General features: G+C 63.4%; 15 protein-coding genes. 4 read left to right on the top strand and 11 right to left on the bottom strand.

The features are described 5' to 3' along the window. Nucleotides 1-692: 692 nt before the first annotated feature. Both AO356_RS19890 and AO356_RS19885 read right to left on the bottom strand, forming a co-directional pair. On the bottom strand, nucleotides 693-2,081 hold the full coding sequence (locus AO356_RS19890) for a PLP-dependent aminotransferase family protein (RefSeq protein WP_060741187.1): 1,389 nt from the start codon (nucleotides 2,079-2,081) through the stop codon (nucleotides 693-695). A gap of 206 nt (nucleotides 2,082-2,287) precedes the next feature. Then, nucleotides 2,288-3,049, bottom strand: a complete 762-nt coding sequence (locus tag AO356_RS19885) for an SDR family oxidoreductase (protein WP_060741186.1) — start codon at nucleotides 3,047-3,049, stop codon at nucleotides 2,288-2,290. 224 nt (nucleotides 3,050-3,273) lie between these two features. Here AO356_RS19885 and AO356_RS19880 point away from each other — a divergent pair, with 224 nt between their 5' ends. After that, nucleotides 3,274-4,278 (top strand): NADP-dependent oxidoreductase, encoded by a 1,005-nt coding sequence (locus AO356_RS19880; protein WP_060741185.1) that lies wholly within the window; start codon nucleotides 3,274-3,276, stop codon nucleotides 4,276-4,278. Between the two features lie 120 nt (nucleotides 4,279-4,398). On the opposite strand, the gene pyrF is transcribed toward AO356_RS19880, so the two are convergent. Continuing rightward, complete coding sequence (gene pyrF / locus AO356_RS19875; protein ID WP_060741184.1) at nucleotides 4,399-5,097, bottom strand: orotidine-5'-phosphate decarboxylase; 699 nt, start codon at nucleotides 5,095-5,097, stop codon at nucleotides 4,399-4,401. A 290-nt stretch (nucleotides 5,098-5,387) separates the two neighbouring features. On the opposite strand from pyrF, the gene AO356_RS19870 reads away from it, so the two are divergent. From AO356_RS19870 to xopAW, 3 genes are all read left to right on the top strand, one after another. After that, nucleotides 5,388-6,146 (top strand): response regulator, encoded by a 759-nt coding sequence (locus AO356_RS19870; RefSeq protein ID WP_060741183.1) that lies wholly within the window; start codon nucleotides 5,388-5,390, stop codon nucleotides 6,144-6,146. After that, on the top strand, nucleotides 6,146-7,189 hold the full coding sequence (locus AO356_RS19865; protein WP_060741182.1) for a sensor histidine kinase: 1,044 nt from the start codon (nucleotides 6,146-6,148) through the stop codon (nucleotides 7,187-7,189). Before AO356_RS19870 ends, AO356_RS19865 begins: the two co-directional genes overlap by 1 nt. A gap of 235 nt (nucleotides 7,190-7,424) precedes the next feature. Then, on the top strand, nucleotides 7,425-8,264 hold the full coding sequence (gene xopAW, locus AO356_RS19860) for a XopAW family type III secretion system calcium-binding effector (RefSeq protein WP_060741181.1): 840 nt from the start codon (nucleotides 7,425-7,427) through the stop codon (nucleotides 8,262-8,264). A gap of 95 nt (nucleotides 8,265-8,359) precedes the next feature. Here xopAW and AO356_RS19855 read toward each other — a convergent pair whose 3' ends face one another. From AO356_RS19855 to AO356_RS19820, 8 genes are all read right to left on the bottom strand, one after another. Next, nucleotides 8,360-9,397 (bottom strand): AI-2E family transporter, encoded by a 1,038-nt coding sequence (locus AO356_RS19855; protein WP_060741180.1) that lies wholly within the window; start codon nucleotides 9,395-9,397, stop codon nucleotides 8,360-8,362. Nucleotides 9,398-9,459: 62 nt separating this feature from the next. Then, nucleotides 9,460-10,278, bottom strand: coding sequence for a DUF4892 domain-containing protein (locus AO356_RS19850; protein ID WP_060741179.1), 819 nt, complete (start codon nucleotides 10,276-10,278; stop codon nucleotides 9,460-9,462). Between the two features lie 129 nt (nucleotides 10,279-10,407). Continuing rightward, nucleotides 10,408-11,259: an alpha/beta hydrolase gene (locus tag AO356_RS19845; RefSeq protein WP_060741178.1), complete on the bottom strand. Its 852-nt coding sequence runs from the start codon at nucleotides 11,257-11,259 to the stop codon at nucleotides 10,408-10,410. Next, a complete protein-coding gene (locus AO356_RS19840; RefSeq protein WP_013694026.1) occupies nucleotides 11,256-12,050 on the bottom strand; it encodes an alpha/beta fold hydrolase in 795 nt (264 codons plus the stop codon). Before AO356_RS19840 ends, AO356_RS19845 begins: the two co-directional genes overlap by 4 nt. A gap of 276 nt (nucleotides 12,051-12,326) precedes the next feature. Then, a complete protein-coding gene (locus tag AO356_RS19835; protein WP_060741177.1) occupies nucleotides 12,327-12,770 on the bottom strand; it encodes a hotdog fold thioesterase in 444 nt (147 codons plus the stop codon). A 52-nt stretch (nucleotides 12,771-12,822) separates the two neighbouring features. Continuing rightward, complete coding sequence (gene sixA / locus AO356_RS19830) at nucleotides 12,823-13,275, bottom strand: phosphohistidine phosphatase SixA (protein ID WP_060741176.1); 453 nt, start codon at nucleotides 13,273-13,275, stop codon at nucleotides 12,823-12,825. After that, nucleotides 13,272-13,619, bottom strand: coding sequence for a DUF4389 domain-containing protein (locus tag AO356_RS19825; protein ID WP_060741175.1), 348 nt, complete (start codon nucleotides 13,617-13,619; stop codon nucleotides 13,272-13,274). The genes sixA and AO356_RS19825 overlap by 4 nt, the downstream gene beginning before the upstream one ends. 30 nt (nucleotides 13,620-13,649) lie before the next feature. Then, the gene (locus tag AO356_RS19820) at nucleotides 13,650-14,675 is read right to left on the bottom strand and encodes an NAD(P)H-dependent glycerol-3-phosphate dehydrogenase (RefSeq protein WP_060741174.1); all 1,026 of its coding nucleotides are present in this window, start codon (nucleotides 14,673-14,675) and stop codon (nucleotides 13,650-13,652) included. Between the last annotated feature and the right edge of the window lie 107 nt (nucleotides 14,676-14,782).

Raw genomic sequence — 14,782 nt, 5'->3', positions numbered from 1 at the left:
GTTCATGGCCTGCAACATCAACCGCGACACTTCGCTGATCTGGCTGGCCTGCTCGATGAACTCGGCCCCTTCCTTGCCTTCGGAGTCTTTCAAGGTATAGGTGCCGTCATCCGCCAGCCCGGCCTGCAACACATCGAGGTTGTTGGCCACGCTGGACACCGACCAACTGGCCATTTCCAGCGCCAGGTCCTTGCTCTGGCTTAGCCCGACGAACTCGTCGAATGCCTTGCGATACGCCCCCAACGCCTGCTCGACGTCGTTCATCACCGGCACGTTGGCAGGCGACTGCGCCTTGAGCTCGTTCGCCAGGGCCAGTAGGCCATCGACACCCTGGCGCAGGGCATCGGCCGTCTTGGGGTCGGAACGCGAGGCGTATTCCTGCTCCAGCAGCCGGACCTTGAGCAACCCGCTGTTGAGGGACGACATCTGCTTCAAGCCATCGAAGCGATAGCTGATGGTCTGCAGGGACCAGACGCCGATGGCCGCGACCACAGCGGTCAACAGCAGCACCAGGACAAATCCGATACCCAGTTTTTTTGCCATACCCAGGTTGGCAAAACGTCCTTGCACGGCCGAAATCATTGCGCTCAGTCCTCTGCCAGTGTGTGTTGATTGCAGATTCGCAACGAGACGCCCTGCAACACAAGATGCTGGCGTCGGAATAATGGCAAAAAGCTACAGCCGCGTCGTTTTCAGGACACTTGAGGTCGATCCAGAGCCGCGGCCCGAAAAAACCCCAGCGCCCGGGGATCACGGGCATAGGCCACGTTGATCCGTAGCCAGTCGCTGTCGGTGCCCGAAGGGCTGAAGGCCGTGGGTGAGGACAACAACACGCCGAACCGCTTGGCCAGACGCTGTAATCCAGCGTAGTCACTGATGGGCGGTCTTGCCCAAATGAAAAGCCCGCCGGCCGGTTTGCCAAAGACCTCCCAGTCGGCATCCTCCAATACCTGCAGCAGCGCCGCCGTATCGACGCCCAAACGCTGGCGCTGGCGCTGGACCAGTTTGCGATAGGCCCCATTGGCCAGGAGATTGGCAAGCACCGACTCACAGAACCGCGACCCACCCATGCTGGTAATGCCCTTGACCTCGCTCAGGCGCGTGATGATAGACGGCCCGGCCACCACGAAACCGACGCGCAACGAACTGCTCAGGGTCTTCGAGAAACTGCCCACGTAGACCACGTCGGCATCCAGCGCTGCCAACCGGGTCCGCGCCGAGTTCTGGAAGTCGCCATAGGCATCGTCTTCGATCACCAGCACGGCGTGTTGCTTCGTCAGTTGCAACAACCGCTGGGCCACGGCCGGTGCCAGGTTGCTGCCGGTCGGGTTGTGACAGGCACTGTTGACGAACAGCGCACTGGGCCGGTGTGTCGCCAGCAAGTCTTGCAACACGTCGACGTCCGGGCCGCGCGGGGTCCTGGGCAGTTCGATCATGTCGATCTTGTGCAACCTGAGCAGGTCGAACAGGCTTGAATAGCCAGGGCTCTCCACCACCACGCAGGCGCCTGGCTGCAGCAGTGTCCGCACGATCAGGTCCAGCCCATGGGTCGCCCCGGTGGTGGTCAGGATCAGGTCTTTATCGGCCTCGATATTGAATTGCTTCAGGCGCCTGGACAGCTGCTCACGCAGGGCGGGCAGCCCCAGCGACGTGCTGTAGTTGAACAACGCCGCCATATCGGTGCGGGTGACCTGTCGGATCGCATAACCCAGGTCATCGCTTTCACGCCAGCTCTCGGGCAACCCGCCACACCCCAGCCTCAACGCCCAGGGCGGCGAATCAACGCCCTCGGCGGGCATATCCTGCCGCCGCTCCGGGTCGATGCCCGCCTGCCCGGATGCGGGGGATGGCGCGACAAAAAAGCTGGAGCCATGCCGGGACGCCAGCAGGCCTTGGGCAACCAGGCGTTCACACGCTTCATTGACGCTGGACTGGCTGAGCAGGTTCTGCCGCGCCAGTTGGCGCACGGACGGCAGGCGAGTCCCCGGTTGCACCGCATCCTGTCGGATCCAGCCGGTCAGCGCGTCGACGATTTGCTGCACGACAGGCACCAAGGCCTGCCGGTCGATTCTCAACTCCATGAGTAACCAAGCTCCTAAGCGTTTGTTTTATTTCCGGAAACAGTTAAGCACAGGCCACCCCCGAACGATGTACGACAACGTCGCCAAAAGCGCCGATTCTCACCCTTTGAAACACATTGATAGGCCGCTCCGGGGATGTTTCCCCAGCCCAAAGAAAAAGCCCGCAACCAGTGCGGGCTTCTTCCTACAAGCTCAGGGAAACGTCCTCAGAACGCCGTGACGCCGCCGTCCACCGCCAGGGAATGACCGGTGGTGAACGCCGCGCCATCGCTGCACAAATAGAGCACGGCGCTGGCGATTTCCTCGACCTTGCCGATACGCCCCACCGGGTGCATGGCATTGGCGAACTCGCCTTTTTTCGGGTCCGCCTCATAGGCACGACGGAACATGTCGGTGTCGATCACCGCCGGACAGACCGCATTCACGCGGATCTTCTTCCTGGCATATTCGATGGCGGCCGATTTGGTCAGGCCGATCACGGCGTGCTTGGAAGCGGCATAGATGCTCATCTTCGGCGCAGCGCCCAGGCCGGCCACCGAAGCCGTGTTGACGATGGCACCGCCGCCCTGGGCCAGCAGCAAGGGCAGCTGGTACTTCATGCACAACCAGACGCCCTTCACATTGACGCCCATGATCGCGTCGAATTCGTCGAGGGTACCGTCGGCCAACTTGCCCTTCTCGATCTCGATCCCGGCGTTGTTGAAGGCATAGTCAAGGCGCCCATAGGCCTTGATCACCTCGTCCATCAGGTGCTGCACATCGCTTTCCAGCGTCACGTTGCAGCGCACGAACAGCGCTTCGCCGCCCCCATCACGAATCGACTGCACCGTACGCTCGCCGCCCGCCACGTCCAGGTCGGCCACGACCACTTTCAGGCCCTCTGCCGCGAACGCCTGGGCCGTGGCACAGCCAATGCCTGCGGCACCGCCGGTTACCACAGCGACCTGTCCGGAAAACGTCATGCTCATTGTCTGTTCCTCGAAGAATGCGGGGTCGCGCCAGTGTAGCCACAGCCTGACGGGGCACGGCAGCACTATCCAGATGCCGGTTGGGCATTCATGGGCGCCAGTGATAAGGGGCCCCAAGGCACTATCACTGGGTTGGATCGAAGAGCATTCGCTGAGGCGGCGAACCTTGCGGCAAAGGCTTCGAAGGTCTATCAACAAGTCTTCATTCATCTTGAGTGCCAACCATGACTGCCCAGACCAATCGCCAGTTCCTGCTCGCCAAACGCCCGGTAGGCGCCGCGACCCGCGAGACTTTCACCTATCAGCAAGTACCGGTGGGCGAGCCGGCAGCCGGCCAGATCCTGGTGAAGAACGAATACCTGTCCCTGGACCCGGCCATGCGCGGCTGGATGAACGAGGGCAAGTCCTACATCCCACCGGTCGGCCTCGGTGAAGTGATGCGGGCGCTGGGGGTCGGCCAAGTGATTGCCTCGAACAACCCGGGGTTCGCGGTCGGGGACTACGTCAACGGTGCCCTGGGCGTGCAGGATTATTTCCTCGGCGAGCCAAGGGGTTTCTACAAAGTCGATCCAAAACTGGCACCGCTGCCACGTTATTTGTCCGCCCTGGGCATGACCGGCATGACCGCTTATTTCGCCCTGTTGGACGTCGGCGCGCCCAAGGCCGGCGAGACCGTGGTGCTGTCGGGCGCCGCCGGTGCGGTGGGGAGCATCGCCGGGCAGATTGCCAAGATCAAAGGCTGTCGTGTGGTGGGCATCGCTGGCGGTGCCGACAAATGCAAATTCCTGGTCGATGAATTGGGCTTCGATGGGGCTATCGACTACAAGAACGAAGACGTCCACGTCGGCCTCAAGCGCGAATGCCCCAAAGGCGTGGATGTGTATTTCGACAACGTCGGGGGCGACATCCTGGATGCCGTGCTCAGCCGCCTGAACCTCAAGGCCCGCGTGGTGATTTGCGGTGCCATTAGCCAGTACAACAACAAGGAAGCGGTGAAGGGACCCGCCAACTACCTGTCACTGCTGGTCAACCGGGCTCGCATGGAAGGTTTCGTGGTCATGGACTACGCCTCACAGTTCGCCGCCGCCGGGCAGGAAATGGCCGGCTGGATGGCCAAAGGGCAGCTCAAGAGCAAGGAAGACATTGTGGAAGGGCTGGAGACCTTCCCCGAGACGCTGACCAAACTGTTCAGCGGGGAGAACTTCGGGAAACTCGTACTCAAGGTCTGACACAAAACAACGGTGGGAGCGGGCTTGCTCGCGATGAGGCCCTGTCAGTCAACATTGCTATTGACTGACATACCGCTATCGCGAGCAAGCTCGCTCCCACAAGGGCCCTTCAGGGTTGGATCAGGCCAGTTCGGCCACGACCGCCGCCAGCGCCTGGGCCGGATCGGCGGCCTGGCTGATCGGGCGACCGATCACCAGGTAGTCGGAACCGGCGTCCAGCGCCTGACGCGGGGTCAGGATGCGACGCTGGTCGTCCTGGGCGCTGCCCGCCGGACGAATCCCCGGGGTCACCAGTTGCAACGACGGGTGGGCCGCTTTCAGGGCGCCAGCTTCCAGGGCCGAACAAACCAGACCGTCCAGGCCGGCCTTCTGCGCCAGCGCCGCCAACCGCAGCACCTGCTCCTGAGGCTCGATGTCCAGGCCGATCCCGGCCAGGTCCTCGCGCTCCATGCTGGTCAGCACGGTCACGCCGATCAGCAACGGTTTCGGGCCGCTGCGCTGATCCAGCACTTCACGGCAGGCCGCCATCATGCGCAGGCCACCGGAGCAATGCACATTGACCATCCATACGCCCATCTCCGCAGCCGCCTTGACCGCCATGGCGGTGGTGTTGGGAATGTCGTGGAACTTCAGGTCCAGGAACACTTCGAAACCCTTGTCACGCAGGGTCCCGACAATTTCCGAAGCGCAACTGGTGAACAGTTCCTTGCCGACTTTGACCCGGCAAAGCGTGGGGTCCAACTGGTCGGCCAGCTTCAGGGCGGCGTCACGGGTGGGGAAATCCAGGGCGACGATAATGGGCGTCTGGCAGGCGGACATGAGCGGGCTCTCAGGCAAGTCGAAATCGGCGCGCATTGTAGCGGAACGAGCGCCCGTGCGGGGCCCGATGATCGGTAAATCTCATCGTCCCCCCAGCAGCATGGACAATAGCGGCCTTTGTGTCGAAGCCGATACATTCATGACATGCGTACAACACGTCGACACGCTACCGTCCGCCGCCGCAACCCGCTCTTTCAGCGCTTCACGCCTCGCGGCACGACGCCTATGCTGAAGCCTCAACCTCGCCGCCTTCTTTGCGGTTGGCAGCCTACCTGGCAGATGATGCATCCATGCAGAACACCCCTGTTGCAAATTCTGACGATCAAAAAGTGTCCGACGACGACAAGCGCTGGAGTACCCGCGCGCTGATCGTCGACGACGACGTGCCGATCCGCGAGCTGCTGATCGATTACCTGGCCCGTTTCAGCATACGGGCCAGCGGCGTCACCGATGGCGCGGCCATGCGCCAGGCGATGCAGGCCGAGCACTTCGACGTGGTCGTGCTCGACCTGATGCTGCCGGGTGAAGACGGCTTGCAGTTGTGTCGCTGGTTGCGCGCCGAATCGGACATTCCGATCCTGATGCTCACCGCCCGCTGCGAGCCCACCGACCGCATCATCGGCCTGGAACTGGGCGCCGATGACTACATGGCCAAGCCGTTCGAACCCAGGGAACTGGTGGCGCGTATCCAGACAATCCTGCGCCGGGTACGTGACGACCGTACCGAGCAGCGGGCCAATATCCGTTTTGACAACTGGCGGCTCAACAGCGTGCTGCGCCAACTGATCTCGGTCGACGGACTGGTGGTGCCCCTGTCCAATGCCGAGTTTCGCCTGTTGTGGGTCTTCATCGAACGACCGCGCCGGGTGCTCAGCCGCGAACAACTGCTGGACGCGGCTCGCGGCCGTTCCATCGAAGCGTTCGACCGCAGCATCGACTTGCTGGTATCGCGCCTGCGCCAGAAGCTGGGCGACGATCCCAAGGCCCCCCAACTGATCAAGACCGTCCGCGGTGAGGGCTACTTGTTCGACGCCCGGGACATCGGTTGATGCGACTGCGCCTGGACTCTCTGTTTGGCCGCCTGTTTGGCGTGCTGCTACTGGCGATTGTCCTGGCGCATCTCTTGGCCTTTGCCTGGTTTTTCCATTACGACCAGCCGCCCCCCGGGCCACCGCCAGGAATGAGCCAACAAGGCGAAGGGCCCCAGCGCTTCGGCCCGCCCCCCAACCGCCGTCCGCGTCCCTGGTTCGGCGGCCCGGTGGTGCCACTGACCTTTCAATTCGTGTTCCTGATCATCGCGGCCTGGTACGGCGCCAAGCTCCTGACCCGACCGATCCAACGCCTGAGCGATGCCGCCGAGCGCCTGAGCGAAAACCTCGACAGCCCGCCGCTGGATGAAAACGGCCCCCGTGAGGCACGGCAGGCAGCCCATACGTTCAACCTGATGCAGCAACGGATCCGCGAGCAGGTACAGCAGCGTTCGCGCATGCTCGGCGCGGTGTCCCATGATCTGCGCACGCCGCTCTCGCGGCTCAAGCTGCGCCTGGAACAGATCGATGACATCAAGCTGCAAGGCCAGATGCGCCAGGACCTGGACGACATGATCGACATGCTCGATGCCACCCTGACGTACTTGCACGAACAACGCACCAGCGAAGCGCTGCAATGGATGGACGTGCAGGCCCTGGTGGAATCATTGAGCGAAAACGCCCAGGACCAGGGCGCCGATGTGCAGGTCAGCGGCGCCTGCGCCCCACTGCAGGTGCAACCCATGGCACTGCGCTCGTGCCTCAACAACCTCATCGACAACGCCCTGCGCTACGCCGGCCATGCCTTGATTGCCCTGCAAGACCAGCAGCATCAGGTATTGATCCGGGTCATCGACCACGGCCCCGGTATTGCGGCGGACAAACGCGAGGCGGTGTTCGAGCCCTTTTTCCGCCTGGAAGGCTCGCGCAATCGCAACTCTGGCGGTGTCGGCCTGGGCATGACCATCGCCCGGGAAGCCACCGAACGCCTGGGCGGGCAGTTGAGCCTGGAAGAAACGCCGGGGGGTGGGTTGACGGCGGTGATCAGCCTGCCTCGCACCTGAATCCCACCGATGTCCCCCTGTGGGAGCGGGCTTGCTCGCGAATGCGGTGGTTCAGTCGATACAAGCTTGGATGACATACCGCATTCGCGAGCAAGCCCGCTCCCACACTCGACACTGCGCCGGGACTGAGTTTGTACACCCGTCGGTACAAACTCCACACACCCACGACAACTGCCCCGCCGAGGCTGCATAAGCCGGTGCACCCACCGGCTATTCCAGCCCAAGGAGAGCGCCCATGATCGGTAGCGTCAGCAGTTACTCGACCTATACCAGCACCAGCAGTACCGCAACCAGCAGTGCCCGCAGCCAGCAGTTTCAAAAGGAACTGCTCAGCAAGCTCGACAGTGACGGCGACGGCTCGGTCAATCAGGAAGAGTTGAGCAGCGCCCTGTCGCAAAAAAGCGACGACGGCATCCTGGTCAGCCTGAGCGACAATTTTGGCGACCTGGACAGTGATGGCAGCGGTGACCTGAGCAGCGAGGAAATGGCCGCGATGGCGCCGCCACCTCCACCGCCACGGGACCAGGCGCCGAATACCGAACTGGCCGACGCGCTGCTCAGCGCCCTGGACGCCGACGGTGATGGCGTGGTCAGCAGCGACGAGTTGAGCAGCGGCCTGGCCAGCGCCGGCAGCAGTGCCGACAGCCAGCAAGTGTTCTCGGCCCTGGACAAGAACGAGGACGGCACCGTCAGCCTTGATGAACTGGCCGCCAGCCTCGCGCCACCGCCTCCCCCACCGCAACAGGCGTCCAGTGACGAACTGTTCAGCCAGCTCGACGCCGATGGTGACGCCACTGTCACCGCCAGCGAACTGAGCAGCGCCTTGCAGGCGAGCAACGGTACGTCGAGCACCGACACCAGCGCGATGCTGATGGAAGCCCTCGACAGCGACAGCAGCGGCGGGGTCGACAGCGACGAGTTCAACAACGCCTTGCAGGCCGGCCGCCGTAGCGACAGCACCAACGGGCAGGCCAATGGCAGCGAAGCGTTGAACAGAATGATCGCCAACCTCAGCCGGCAATACTCGCTGGATAACGTCGCGACGGTGGGGAAACACCTGAACGTGGCGACCTGATTCACCGGCAAGCCTGGATTGAAACTCACTCGTGGCGAGGGGATTTATCCCCTCGTCACGGCAATCCCCCCCGCCACAGGTGCTTGGTATTCAAGCTATCGCGCCTGGCTCTTGCTCCAGTCCGTCAACAGGCTGTAGGCCACCGCCAACAGGGTCGGGCCGATGAACAGGCCGATGAAACCGAAGGCGATCAACCCGCCGAACACCCCCAGCAACACGATGACCAGGGGCAGGTTTCCGCCACGGCTGATCAGGTAGGGTTTGAGCACGTTGTCCACGCCACTGATGATGAATGTGCCCCAGATGCCGAGGAACACCGCCATCCCGTATTCACCCTTCCACACCAGCCATGCCGTGGCGGGGATCCAGACCAGGGGTGGGCCCATGGGGATCAGGCTCAGCAGGAACGTGACGATCCCCAGTACCAGCGCCCCCGGTACCCCGGCGATCAGGAAGCCGATCAGCGCCAGCACGGCCTGGGCCGCCGCGGTGCCGATCACGCCGTTGACCACCCGCTGCACTGTACCGGCCACCAGTTCGATGTAGTAACCGGCACGGTCGCCGATCAGGCGTTCCAGCAAGCCATGGACGAACGCCGCCAGGCGCGGGCCGTCGCGATAGAAAAAGAACACGAACACAATACTCAGGGTCAGTTCGAGTATGCCGCCGCCAATCTGCGCACTGCGCGCCAACAGCCAGTTGCCGACCTGCCCCAGGTACGGCTTGATGGACACCATCATGGCCGCGCCCTGCTGATCGATGCTGTTCCAGATGCCTACCAGCCGCCCGCCCACCAAGGGGATAGCGGCAAGCCAGTCTGGGGCTTCGGGCAAGCCATCGACTTGGACGTCCCTGATGAACGCGGTGGCATCGCGCACATGGTCGGCCAGGTTGAAACCCAACCACACCAGCGGCACCGCCACCAACAGCATCCAGCCCACCGTCAGTAACGCCGCCGCCAGGGATTCGCGACCATTGACCCAGCGGGTCAGCAGGCGCATCAGCGGCCAACTGGCGAATGCCAGCACCGCGCCCCAGAACAGCGCCGACCAGAACGGCGCCATGACCCAGAGGCTTGCGCCGAACAACACCAGGAGCAGGATCTGCACCAACAGCCGATCGTTATTGAGCATGTAGGGTCTCGAAAAATGAACAGGACCGGGGCACGGGTGTGAAACCACTGCCCCGAGACAGCTTAGCGCAGCAACTCCAGGTGCAGTCCCGCCGCCTCGCCGCTGGCGGCCTCCATGCGCGCCACCCGGACGCCCTGGCCCGCCAGCGCCTCAATCCAGTCCTCGGCCCGGGGCCCGGCGATACTGACCCGCAGGCCCGTGTCCAGGTTCAGCGCCCGGGACAACAGGCGCAACCAGGTGTCGTCCGGCTCGCCGGCAAGACGCGGCAAGTCCAGGACCCCGGTGTCCTTGAGCTGGCGCAACAGGGTGGCCGATGTCGGCAGCAAGTCCCCCAACGCAGCATTCGCCTCGAACTGCTCGACATGCAGGTAGGCCTTGCGATTGCCGCGGGTGATGGCATACAGCGCAATCAGCGTGCTGTCCGCGGGCGGCGCCAGGCGCAGCAACAGGAAGGCCTGGCCGTTGTCGGCGCCATAGAGCTTGGCGTTGCCGAAGACATCGTTGGCCCACAGGCTGCTTTCGCCGCAATCGCGGGCCTGGCACCAGAACAACAGCTCGGCGCCCTGTTTCTGCAACGCTTCGCGCGCCGCGGTAAAGGCCTGGGTCGCGGAATGTTCCGGCGGCAGCTCATAGGTGACCGACGTGACATTCCCACGGGCATCGACTTGGCCGTCAAAGCGCAACTGGCCGCTGATCTTGCGGATCGAGCCCATGGGGTAGACACGTTCCAGGTCGCTGGTTTGCCGATAATCGACGATCTGTGCATCGGGCATGCGTGGCACGCGATCCAGGTCGCGACTGCCCGGCACATCGACGGCGAACGACGCAGGGCTGAAGCAGGCCAGCACCAGCAGGACGAGTAAGTGAACGGATAATTTCATCGGATCGGCTTGGCCTGGGACGCTTGGACGCGACGGGCGTCGCCGATGCACCGCGAGGCTGGCAAACAGAGGTCTGTCATGGTTGTCTCCCTTTCAACCCGCTCAGCCTCGACAGTTGCCCGGCGCAAGTCAAGGAACAGTGAAGAACCGATTGAAACAGTCTGCTACAAGCCCGGCACCGACCTCATCGTTAAGGTGCAGATGATGGCCTCCAGGCAACTGCTCATGACTGAAGGGTAGACGCTCCAGCAGCTCCGGGTGCTGGGCCAGCATGCCATCGGCCGCCACCACCAGATGCGCCGGACAAGCGACCCGCGCAACGAACGCCATGGCCTGCTCCTCGGTCAGGCGCAGGGGCGATGGCAGGGTCAGGCGGTTGTCGGTGCGCCAGGTATAGCCTCCGGGCACCGGCATCAGGCCGCGCTGGGCCAGCAACTCGGCGGCCTCGCGGCTGACCGCTACCAACCCCTTCATACGCGCTTCGATGGCCCGGTCGAGGGTTTTGTAGACCGGCTTGCGTTTTTGCTGCAAATCCAACTGGGCTTGCAGGGCCATGCCCATGCGTTCGGCCGCGCTATCGCCTTTGGCTGTAGGAGGAATCACCCCGTCGATCAACCCCAGGTGCGTCACCCGTTCCGGCAGGGAACCGGCCAGCACCAGCGAGACAATGGCACCCATGGAATGCCCCAGCAGGGCGAAGCGCTTCAAGCCCAGTTGTTCAGCCACTTGCAGCACATCATGGACGTAGTCCCACAAGGCATAGCTGGCACCCGGCGGTCGATGCCCGGAATGACCGTGACCGGCCATGTCCAGGGCGATCACCCGCAGCCCCTCGAGCCTGGGCGCCAGGCGTGCGAAGCTGTTGGCGTTGTCCAGCCAACCGTGCAGGGCAATCACCGGCAGCCCGTCTTCCGGGCCAAACAAATGAGCCGCCAGCTCGATGTGAGGCAGGCTCAGGCGGACCTCCTCGACCATGCTCATGCGCTGCGCCCTTCCCAACGCTGGAACAGGTTCTTGAGCAGGTTGGCCGTGTCTTGTGGACGTTCGAGGGGAAACATATGGCCGCCGGGCATGCTCAGGGATTCGCCATGGAGCATACGCCCCACCGAACGGGTGTGATGCCGCATCACCACGCGACTCTGCCGGCCGCGCACCACCGCCAGCGGCACCTTGAGCTTGCGGGGCCGTCCTGGGCTGGTGTGCGGCACGCCGCGGTAGATACTGATTTCCGTGGCCGGGTCGAAGCGCAGGCGCAACCGGTCGCCGACTTGTTGCAGGCCGTGTTGCAGGTAGGCGTCGAAGCAATCCGGGTCAAAGCCGCGGAACAGTGTCTTGCCGGCAAAATACTGCCGGGCGGATTCCAGGTCAGCGAACTCCTCGCGCCGCCCCAGCGTCCGGCCCGCCGGGGTCAGGCGATCGATGAACCCCAGGCGCTTGGCGGCCAGGATCACCCACTGGTCGGTACGGGTCAGCACTGGCGAATCGAGCATGACCACGCCGCGATACAACTGCGGGCAGCGCAACGCCGCGTGCAGGTGCAGCACGCCACCCAGGGAGTGGCCAACGCCCCACACCGGCGCCGGTTGCTGCTCCAGGTGATGGATCAGTTCGTCCACCAGGTTGTGCCAGTTATCGTCCACCGGAAAACGCGGGTCATGGCCGTGCAGTTCCAGATGCGCGACCTGGTACTGCGGCGCCAATGCGGCGAACAGCTTGCCGTAGGTGGCCGAGGGAAAACCATTGGCATGGGCGAAAAAAATCTGTTGCGACATGACAGCCGATCCATTGGAGGGAACTGCGGCAGATTGTCCGCAGAACCCGACGGCGCGGCAATGACCGTAACTGACAGGAATGATGACAGTCGGGCTTGGGCTATGGGGGTTATGGAACTGTAAATACTGCCCGATGTGGCGAGGGAGTTGTGTGGGAGCAAGGCTTGCCCGCGACACAGGCGACTCGTTTTTTGAAAGACCGCATCGCCGCCATCGCGGGCAAGCCTTGCTCCCACAGAGGATCCCCTAACCACAGGATTGCATCCAGCTAGAGCGTCAACGCGCCGGCGGCTGCTCACCCAACGGCACCACCGCCATGGTCAGGCGCGACACGCAGTTGACCTTGCCCTCGTCATTGACCAGGCGGATGTCCCAGACCTGGGTGGTGCGCCCCAGGTGGACCACTCGGGCCGTGGCCGTCACCCGTCCACTGCGCACGCCGCGCAGGTGGTTGGCGTTGATCTCCAGGCCCACGCAATAGAATTTGCTGGCGTCCACACAGAGATAGGCGGCCATGGAGCCGACCGTTTCAGCCAGCACCACCGAAGCACCGCCATGCAGCAGGCCGAACGGTTGATGGGTGCGCTGATCGACCACCATGCTGGCGGTCAGGGATTCGTCGTCGAAGGACTCGAACCGAATGTCCAGCACTTCGCTGATGGTGTTCTTACCGGCGGCGTTCAGTTTCTCGATGTCGGGGGTGGTGCGCCACAGACTCATCGTTGCCCTTCCTGTGTGATTGTTGTCTTGCCCAGTCCTGCAACCGCTCTATTCAGGGGTGCCTGATGCCCTTGAGCAGCATCGCCCCGGCCAGCGGCAGATCGCCTTCCAGCTCGGCCAGGCCAGCGGTTTGCACTTGCTCGGGTTGTTGCAGATGGCCGTGCTGCAGTAAGCCCAGCAGGCTGCCCACCAATGGGTTATGGCTGACCAGCAGCACATCGTCCTGGTCCTCCAGATGCCTTAGCACCTCCGTCGGTCGGGTCTCCGGCGTGAGCCAATCGACGGTGATCAGTTCAGGTTCGAACCCCAGTGCTTCGCGCACCAGTTGCGCGGTCTGCTGGGCACGCACATAAGGGCTGGCGTAGATGGCCCGCAACGGCTCGCCCATCAACCGGCCGGCGCTGAGCAACACCTCCTCGCGGCCGTGCACCGTCAAGACCCGTTCCGGATCGGGACGGACACCATGGGGCTCTGCCTCACCGTGACGCAATACCCACAGTTTCATAGCTTCGGCTCCTCGTCCCGGACGGGGTGCGGCGCCGGTGCCACGGCGTGTGGCGCTTCGCCTTCAGGCGTGCGTGGTGCCGGCCAGTCGGCGAACGGCCAAGGCTTCTGGTCGCTGTGGAAGGTGCCGAAGCGGCCGATCTGCGCCAGGAACTGGCTCAGGCTGTCGCCGAAGTTCATCAGGCTGGCGCTGGGCGCGCCGTAGATCAGCCGATAAATCAACTGCACCAGCACCACGGCGCCGAGGATGAATTGCGCCACCTGCCAGACCAGCAGATAGACCACCATCCACAGCACACGCAGCAGGATGGATTCGTATTGGGGTTGCCCTTGCGGATCGTTCATGGCTCGCTCCTGCTTGCGGTCAATAGCGGTTCAGTTGAAACCGCTGGTGGAAATGAAATCGACGTCGGTCTTCGGTTCGCCACGCATCAACAGCTCGATCACCTGCTCAAGCGTGCGCCCTTCGAACAGAATCGCGTGCAGCCCGGCGACCAGCGGCATATACACCCCCGCCTCCTGGGACTTGGCCTTGAGCACCTTGAGGGTGTTGACCCCTTCGGCCACTTCACCCAGGCGCGACACGGCCTCGTCAAGGCTCAAGCCTTGGCCGAGGGCAAAACCGACCTGGTAGTTGCGGCTCTTGGGCGAGGAACAGGTAACGATCAGGTCGCCCACCCCGGCCAATCCCAGGAAGGTCATCGGATTGGCACCCTGGCTGACGGCGAAGCGGGTCATTTCCGCCAGCGCGCGAGTGATCAGCATGCTCTTGGTGTTCTCCCCCATGCCCAGCGCCACCGCCATGCCGGCGATGATGGCATAGACGTTCTTCAGCGCCCCGCCCAGCTCCACCCCAAAACGGTCGGCGCTGGCGTAGACACGAAAGGTGCGGCCATGGAGTGCGGCCTGGACCCGTTGGCACAGCGCTTCGTCCTCGCTGGCGACCACGGTGGCGGTCAAGGCGTGCTCGGCGATTTCCCGCGCCAGGTTCGGCCCGGAAATCACACCGATCCGCGCCTTGGGGGCGATTTCTTCGAGAATCTCGCTCATCAGCTTGAAGGTCTGGGCTTCGATGCCCTTGGTCAGGCTCACCAACAACTTGCCGCTCAAGCGCTCGGCATGGGGCGCCAGCACCGAGCGCAAGGCACTGGACGGCAAGGCGACGAAGAACAGGTCGCTGCCCTCCAGGGTGGCCTGCAAGTCAGTCACCGGTACCACTTCCGGGCGGATCTTGATGCCCTTGAGGTAACGCGGGTTCTCGCGGTTGACCCGGATGGCCTCGGCCTGTTCCGGGTCACGCATCCACTGGCGCACCGGGTGACCATTCTCGGCCAGCAGGTTAGCCACGGCGGTACCGAAACTCCCGCCCCCCAGGACCGCAATCGGGCGCTGTTCAGTCATATGCAATCCGTTCATCCATACCAAGTGGCAATGCGGGGCATTATACGGAGCGGCCGGATGGCGACCAGCCCCGGCAACAATTACCGCCAGTTGTAGGAAGCTGACCA

Origin of the sequence: Pseudomonas fluorescens (assembly GCF_001307275.1) — a bacterium.
GTDB lineage: Bacteria > Pseudomonadota > Gammaproteobacteria > Pseudomonadales > Pseudomonadaceae > Aquipseudomonas > Aquipseudomonas fluorescens_AA.
Note: the sequence above shows the minus strand (reverse complement) of the source record. Positions and strands in the feature narration are given on the sequence as shown.